This window comes from Methylobacterium sp. WL103, from assembly GCF_008039885.1.
GTDB lineage: Bacteria > Pseudomonadota > Alphaproteobacteria > Rhizobiales > Beijerinckiaceae > Methylobacterium > Methylobacterium cerastii.
On the sequence record NZ_VRUX01000192.1, the window covers coordinates 1 to 7,154 of the forward strand.

The 7,154-nt window shown below is 70.4% G+C and carries 6 protein-coding genes and 1 pseudogene; 3 read left to right on the plus strand and 4 right to left on the minus strand.

Annotated elements, in window-relative coordinates; translation table 11 throughout:
* Positions 1-54 precede the first annotated feature (54 nt).
* Entirely contained in the window at positions 55-240 is a 186-nt protein-coding gene (locus tag FV222_RS13145; RefSeq protein ID WP_147761546.1) for a hypothetical protein, read from the minus strand.
* Between the two features lie 201 nt (positions 241-441).
* On the minus strand, positions 442-1,746 hold the full coding sequence (locus FV222_RS13150) for a L,D-transpeptidase family protein (protein WP_147761545.1): 1,305 nt from the start codon (positions 1,744-1,746) through the stop codon (positions 442-444).
* Between the two features lie 534 nt (positions 1,747-2,280).
* Here FV222_RS13150 and FV222_RS13155 point away from each other — a divergent pair.
* A complete protein-coding gene (locus FV222_RS13155; protein ID WP_147761544.1) occupies positions 2,281-2,811 on the plus strand; it encodes a DUF1465 family protein in 531 nt (176 codons plus the stop codon).
* Positions 2,812-2,910: 99 nt separating this feature from the next.
* On the opposite strand, the gene rpmE is transcribed toward FV222_RS13155, so the two are convergent.
* Entirely contained in the window at positions 2,911-3,156 is a 246-nt protein-coding gene (gene rpmE / locus FV222_RS13160; RefSeq protein ID WP_147753167.1) for a 50S ribosomal protein L31, read from the minus strand.
* A 311-nt stretch (positions 3,157-3,467) separates the two neighbouring features.
* On the opposite strand from rpmE, the gene FV222_RS13165 reads away from it, so the two are divergent.
* Entirely contained in the window at positions 3,468-5,312 is a 1,845-nt protein-coding gene (locus tag FV222_RS13165) for an ABC transporter transmembrane domain-containing protein (RefSeq protein WP_147761543.1), read from the plus strand.
* A gap of 84 nt (positions 5,313-5,396) precedes the next feature.
* Positions 5,397-6,419 (plus strand): D-cysteine desulfhydrase family protein, encoded by a 1,023-nt coding sequence (locus tag FV222_RS13170; RefSeq protein ID WP_147761542.1) that lies wholly within the window; start codon positions 5,397-5,399, stop codon positions 6,417-6,419.
* A gap of 7 nt (positions 6,420-6,426) precedes the next feature.
* Here FV222_RS13170 and FV222_RS13175 read toward each other — a convergent pair.
* Positions 6,427-7,119, minus strand: a pseudogene (locus FV222_RS13175) (peptidoglycan -binding protein); the annotation flags it as partial.
* Between the last annotated feature and the right edge of the window lie 35 nt (positions 7,120-7,154).

Genomic DNA, 7,154 nt, shown 5'->3' on the forward strand with positions numbered 1-7,154 from the left:
AACGATGCCTGCCGGCCCGACGCCGCCAGCGCGTGGCGCGAGGCCCGCCGTCGATCAAGCCCAGTCCTTGTCCCGCGAGAACGGCAGGATCGTCGCGGTCGAGGCCTGCGTCTCCGACGGTTTCGGTTTGGAGCCGCCGGCCTTCGGCTTGCGGTCGAGCCACACCCGCACCCAGTGCGGGTTTCGCCGGCTCCAGCCGCGTCGCGCGACCCAGGCGGGGATCGATGCCGTGCGTTCCATCCGACGTTCTCTCGCTCGACGGCCGCGGGGCCTCGGTCGTCTCACTTGAGCGCGAATGCGGACGCGCGCGATGGCTGTACGTCCCGAAGATTTGTCCCTGCGTCCACGTGTGGAGGAAGCGGCGTGTGAGAACGAGAGCGGCCCGCATCCGGGTGGATGCGGGCCGCTTCAGCGAACCTCGAAGGGCCGATGGTACCGAGCCTAGTTCTCCTCGTCGCCGGGCTCGAAGCTCTGCGGCGCGGTCTCGGCGCTGGCGACCGGGGTGGCCGCGCCGATCGTCGAGGGCACGTTCACGCCGTCGCGCTTGTAGATGTCGTCGCGGAACTGAACGAGGCCGTCCGGCGTCGCCCACGCGGTGATGTAGGTCCAGTAGACCGGCACCGGCGACGACAGCGTGGCGTCGACGCGCTTGCCGCTCTCGATCGCCTGCTCGACCTGCTCGCGGCCCCAGCCGGGCGTGTCCTTCAGCAGCCACGTGATGTACTCGCGCACGTTCTGCACGCGCACGCAGCCCGAGGAGATGAAGCGGAAGTCGTCGCCGAACACGCCCTTGGTGTTCGTGTCGTGCATGAACACGCCGTAGGGGTTCGGGATGTTGATGCGCACGATGCCCATCGAGTTGAAGTCGGCGCCCGAATCCTGGCGGTAGCGGTAGCGCGTGCCCTCGTCCGAGTTCCAGTTCACCTGCGACGGCTGGATCTCGGCCTCGCCGGTGAAGATGCGGATCTTGTTGTCGGTGAGGTAGTTCGGATCCTTCTGCATCTTGGGGATGAGGTCCTTCTTCACGATGGAAGCCGGGACCGTCCAGAAGGGGTTGAAGTTGATCTGCGTCGCCTTGGTGTTCATGATCGGCGACTGGCGGTCGATCTTGCCGACGCCGGCGGCGTGCAGCGTCACGACCTGGCCGTTCTCGACGGTCTGAACCAGCGCCGCCGGGATGTTCGTGATGACGAAGCGGTTGCCGAGGTTGCCCGAATAGGAGCGCAGGCGCACCGCGTTGATCTCGAGCTGGCGCAGGCGGATGTCGGCCGGCACGTTCATGGCCTGCTGCGTCGCCATGCTCATCGTGCCGGTCTGGCTCAGGCCGTGGCGGGCCTGGAAGCGCTTCACGCCGGCGGCGACGTAGGAATCGTACACGCCGGAATTGCCGGCCACCGGGTCGATGTCGCCGGTCACGATCAGGCGCTGACGCACCGCCCCGACGACCGGGCCGCGGGCGCCGATACGCAGGCGGTCGGCGCCGGACACCGGCTTCCAGCCGCCGCGGGAGACGATCTCCTTGTAGCGCTCGACCATCTGCTCGGTGGTGGCCACCGTCTGCGGCGACAGGATCGGCGTCGAGGAGCGCTGGACCTGCATCGCGGCGGGCGAGGCGTAGTCCTGCGCCCACTCGGCCTGGGCGTAGCCGGCTCCGGCGGCCTCACGCGCCGAGGCCGGGGCCGCGAGGGCGACGGTGCCGAGGAGCGCGAGGCTCAGGGTGGCGCGGGTGGTAGCCTGAATGAGCATCGTGGTGGCTCTGGTCCATGGATGGGCGAAGTGGAACCGGCGGTGTTCCGCCTGTTCCCTTGGGCCCAGGGTGTCCGGGTACGGTTAAGACTCCATGGCGACCGGGCTATATTGTGGCGCGCCGGTGCGAGCGCGCACATCACGAGCGCGTGCGGCCTGCGCGCCACAGCGCGCCACAGCGTGCCACAGCGCGAACGGCGTGTTCGCGGGAGTCTGATGGGCGGCGTCGCGCGCGACGGCGGCGTCCACGCGGTAGGAACGCATGTCGGGCGCGTCGGCCTCGTCGCATGCGGCGTCGCGCTTCGGCCTTGATGTCGGGCGACATCTATCGCCGTGGCCATTCGTAGGCGTGTTCGCGAGCGCTTCGGTCTCAGCAATCGTGAGGCGGCGCCCGGGGTGCGCCGTTAAGGTTACCGTTGGGTTGTCGCGGCGCGCTCCCCGGATCGGCGCTAGGATTGCGGCACGGGTCGCTGAGACGCCGGACGCGTTCCGAGATGGGACGGCACCGGCTCCGGCAGCGACGCAGGAGGTAGGATGAACGGGTACGACGTCACGTTCCGGGACGAGCAGGACTGGGTCGACTTCGGCCGCACCTACGTCACCTCGGAAGCCTTCCGGACCCTGTTCCACGACGGCATGGCCCTGGTGGAGGAGACGGCCGCCTACCTCGATGGCGAAGGCCGCGACGAGTCGCGCCTGATCTCGCGGGACGCGACCTTGTCCTACGCCTCCGAGAGCATGCGCCTGACGACCCTGCTGATGCAGATCGCGTCGTGGTTGCTGGTCCAGCGGGCCGTCTCCGAGGGCGAGCTCACCGCGAGCCAGGCCCTGCAGGAGAAGAACCGGGTGCGGCTCGCCGCGACCGAGGCGCCGAAGGCCGAAAGCTTCACGCTGCTGCCGGTCCGGCTCCAGAACGTGATCCTGCGCGCGCGCCGCCTGCATGCCCGCATCCTGCACCTCGACGGGCTGATCTCGGACGACCGCCCGACGCCGGTCGCAGTCGAGAGCCCGGTCGCGGCCCAGCAGAACCGCCTGCGCTCGGCCTTCCCCGGCCTCCAGGCCTGACCGGCTCGGGCCGGAACGCAAAAAGGGCGGCACCGCGGTGCCGCCCTTTTCGTTTGCGCCCGGCGCGAGGCCGGGCATTCGATGACTACTTGCGTCCGACTACTTGCGGCCGACGAGGTTGCCGAAGCGCGAGGTGAAGCGCGAGACGCGGCCGCCGCGATCGAGCATCTTCTGCTCGCCGCCGGTCCAGGCCGGGTGCGTCAGCGGATCGATATCGAGGTTCAGGGTGTCGCCGTCCTTGCCGTAGGTCGAGCGCGTCCGGTACTCGGTGCCGTCGGTCATCACGACCTTGATGAAGTGGTACTCGGGGTGCACCGTCGCGCCGGTCCTCTTCTCTTTGACGATGGGCGCGGGGGCGGAATTCGTTTGGGCCTTTACGGCCGGGCTCTTTGCCATGACGTGTCGTCCTCGACGGTGCACGAACTCCGGGAGCGCGGAGGGCGCGCCCGTAAGATCCGTGGGTTAAAACTCTGTGATCGGGCCGTTGCCACGAACCTCACGTTCGTGCGAACCGCTCATGCGATGCCGACGGCCCGTCTTGGCGGCCCGCGGCCATTGCACACGCGCAATCGGAAGAAGGCGCGCGTATACCGCAGGCTCCGGCCGCTCACAAGCACGCTTGTGGCGCGGACGAGGGACGAAACACCAGAGGCGTGATGGCCCGCAAGAAGAACCCGCCCGCCGAGGGTCGCGACAAGGCGCCGTTGAGCTCGCTCCGGCCGCTGATCCCCTTCGCGGCGGCCTATCGCGGGCGAATCGTCGCCGCCTTCCTGTCGCTGCTTGCCGCGTCCGGTGCGACGCTGACGGTGCCGATCGCCATGCGCCGGGTGATCGACCACGGTTTCTCGCCCGAGGGCGAGAGCATGATCAACGCCTACTTCCTGGCGCTGCTCGGCGTCGTCGCGGTGCTCGCCCTGTCGAGCGCCGCCCGATACTACACCGTGGTGACCCTGGGCGAGCGCGTGGTGGCGAACCTCCGCAGCGCCGTGTTCCGGCAGCTGACGCTGCTGGACCCGGCGTTCTTCGACAAGACGCAGTCCGGCGAGATCGTCTCGCGGCTCACCGCCGACGCGACGCAGGTCAAGGCGGTGTTCGGCGTCTCGATCTCGATCCTGCTGCGCAACCTGTTCCTGTTCGTTGGCGCGGTCGCGATGATGGTGATCACCAGCCCGCGCCTGTCGGTGCTGGTGCTGGTGGCGATCCCGCTGATCGTGTTCCCGCTGATCGTTTCCGGCCGCGGCGTGCGCCGCCGCTCGCGCGCCGCCCAGGACCGCCTCGCCGACGCCTCGGCCTACGCCGCCGAAGCCGTCGGCGCGGTGCGCACAATGCAGGCCTTCGGCATGGGCGCGGCCACCGCCGACCGCTTCGCTCAGGCCTCCGAGAACGCCTACTCGGCGGCTGGCGAATCGATTCGCGCCCGCGCACTGCTCACGGGCGTGGCGATCTTCCTGATCTCGGCCTCCGTCGTCGGGGTGATGTGGTACGGGGCCCAGGGGGTGCTCGCCCACACCATGAGCGCCGGGCAGCTGTCGCAGTTCGTGCTGTACGCGGTGTTCGGCGCGAGCGCGCTCGGCCAGCTCTCGGAGGTCTACGGCGAGCTCGCCCAGGCCGCGGGTGCTGCCGAACGCCTCGGCGAGATCCTGGCCGCCGTGCCGGCGATCAAGCCGCCGGCCGACCCGGTGCCGATGCCGGTGCCGGCCCGCGGCGCCGTCACCTTCGAGGCGGTGCGCTTCGCCTACCCGACCCGCGACACCACCGCGGCCCTCGACGGCTTCGCCTTCGCGGCGGCGCCGGGCGAGCGCATCGCCATCGTCGGGCCCTCGGGGGCCGGCAAGAGCACGGTGCTGCAGCTGCTGTTGCGCTTCTACGATCCGCAATCCGGTCGGGTGCTGGTGGATGGCGTCGACATCGCCCGCGTCGACCCGGAGGCCCTGCGCGCCCGCATGTCGCTGGTGCCGCAGGACCCCACGGTGTTCTCGGGCTCGGTCGCCGAGAACATCCGCTACGGCCGCCCGCATGCGAGCGACGCAGAGGTCCACCGCGCCGCCGAGCTAGCGCATGCCGACGGCTTCATCCGCGCCCTGCCCCAGGGCTATGGCACACCGGTGGGCGAGCGCGGCGTGACGCTGTCCGGTGGCCAGCGCCAGCGCGTCGCCATCGCCCGCGCGATCCTCAAGGATGCGCCGATCCTGCTCCTCGACGAGGCGACCTCGGCGCTGGACGCCGAGAGCGAGCGCGCGGTGCAGTCGGCGCTGGACGGGCTGATGCGCGGGCGCACGACCCTGGTCATCGCCCACCGCCTCGCCACCATCCGCGCCGCCGACCGCATCCTCGTCCTCGACGAGGGCCGCATCGTCGAGGAAGGCACCCACGAGAGCCTGCTCGCCCAGGGCGCGCTCTACGCGCAGCTCGCCGCGCTCCAGTTCACCGACGCGCTCGACGAGACTGCGCGGGGCAAGGAGCCGCGGGTGCGCGGGGTGAGCGTCTCAGCCGGCGAGTAGCGCCTTCGCCGAGGCGCCCTTCGAGCGTTCGCCCCGGGGGCTTTCCCGGTTCGTCGCGGCGACGCGATGCGCTAGATCGATGGCATGAGCCTCGACCTCGACCGCTTCCCGCGCCTTGCGCTGGTCCCGCATCCGACGCCGATCCAGCCGCTCAACGGGCTCTCGTCGGCCCTCGGCGCGGCGCTGAACGGCGTCCGCCTCTTCATGAAGCGCGACGACATCGCGTATGTCGGCGGGGGCGGCAACAAACTCAGGAAGCTCGAGTTCCTGCTGGGGGCCGCGCGCTCCGATGGCGCCGACACCGTCATCACGGTCGGCGCCCTGCAATCCAACCATGCGCGCCTGACGGCCGCGGCGGCCGCGCGTGAAAACTTCGCCTGCGAGCTTTTCCTCACGCGCACCGTCCCGCGGACCGACCCGGACTACACCGGCAACGGCAACCGCTTCCTCGACGACCTGTTCGGCGCCAGCGTCCACGAGTTGGCCGGCGACGCCGATTCCCTGGCGGCAGCCGAGGCTCGCGCCGCTGCGTTGCGGGCAGAGGGCCGGCGCGTCCAGGTGTTCCCGTCGGGTGGATCGAGCGCGGTCGGCAGCCTTGGCTACGTGGCGTGCGCCGAGGAGATCGTCGCGCAATCCGAGGCGATGGGTGTCACCTTCGCCCACATCATCACCGCCAACGGCAGCGCGGGGACCCATGCCGGCCTCGCCGCCGGGCTGTTCGCGATGGGGCGCGATGCGAAGCTTGCGAAATCCTACGCTGTGCTGGCGACGCAGGAGCAGGCCGAGGCCGAGACGCTGGCCAAGGCCAACGCAACCCTGGCGCTGCTCAAGCCCGGCGCGACGCTGGACCCGTCCGACGTCGTGGTCGATGGCAGCCATCGCGGTCCGGGCTACGGCATCCCGACCGACGCGATGCGCGAGGCCGTCCGGCTGATCGCACGCACCGAAGGCGTGCTGCTCGATCCGGTCTACAGCGGCAAGGCCTTCGCCGGGCTGCTGCACGACATCCGGGCGGGTCACTACCGGCCGGGCGATGCGGTCCTGTTCCTGATGACCGGTGGCGTGCCGGGGCTATTCGCCTATCCGAGCGCGTTCGCCGAGGGCTGAGCGACCGTCAGCGCTCGGTCAGCTTCATCTCGATGCGCCGGTTCTTGGCGTAAGCTTCCTCGGTTGTGCCGGCATCGAGCGGCTGGAACTCGCCGAAGGCGCCGGCGAGCAGCCGCTGCGGCGGCAGCCCCTTGCTGGCGAGGTACTGGACCACGGCGATGGCGCGCGCGGCCGAAAGCGACCAGTTCGAGGGGAATTGCGCGCTGGCGATGGGCCGCGCATCGGTGTGGCCGTCGACGCGCAGGACCCAGGGCAGGTCGGAGGGGATCTGCTTGGCGAGGTCGAGGATCGCCCCGGCGATCCGATCGAGCTCTGGGCCGGCCTCCGGCTTGAGCGAGGCGGAGCCCGCCGGGAACAGCACCTCGGATTGCAGCACGAAGCGGTCGCCGACGACGCGGATGTCGGTGCGGTTGCCGAGGATCTGGCGCAGGCGCCCGAAGAAGTCGGAGCGGTAGCGCGCGAGCTCTTGCACCTTCTGCGCGAGCGCGACGTTCAGCCGGCTGCCGAGGTCGGCGATCCGGGCCTGGCTCTCGCGGTCCCGGCTTTCCGAGGCTGCCAGCGCATCCTCCAGGGCTGCGAGCTGGCGCCGCATCGCGCCGATCTGGTCGTTGAGCATGTCGATCTGCGACTGCGCCCGGCCGGCGGCGCTCCGCTCGGCCTGTAGCTGCTTGTCGAGGTCGCCTGCCTGGCCGCGATGCGCGGCCAGGCAGGCGACCTCGACAAGCAGCTACAGGC

Excerpts from the sequence above, each read along its gene's own strand:
- FV222_RS13145 (WP_147761546.1), bottom strand. The coding sequence starts at position 240 with ATGGAACGCACGGCATCGATCCCCGCCTGGGTCGCGCGACGCGGCTGG.
- FV222_RS13150 (WP_147761545.1), bottom strand. The coding sequence starts at position 1,746 with ATGCTCATTCAGGCTACCACCCGCGCCACCCTGAGCCTCGCGCTCCTC.
- FV222_RS13155 (WP_147761544.1), top strand. The coding sequence starts at position 2,281 with ATGAACGGGTACGACGTCACGTTCCGGGACGAGCAGGACTGGGTCGAC.
- FV222_RS13165 (WP_147761543.1), top strand. The coding sequence starts at position 3,468 with ATGGCCCGCAAGAAGAACCCGCCCGCCGAGGGTCGCGACAAGGCGCCG.
- FV222_RS13170 (WP_147761542.1), top strand. The coding sequence starts at position 5,397 with ATGAGCCTCGACCTCGACCGCTTCCCGCGCCTTGCGCTGGTCCCGCAT.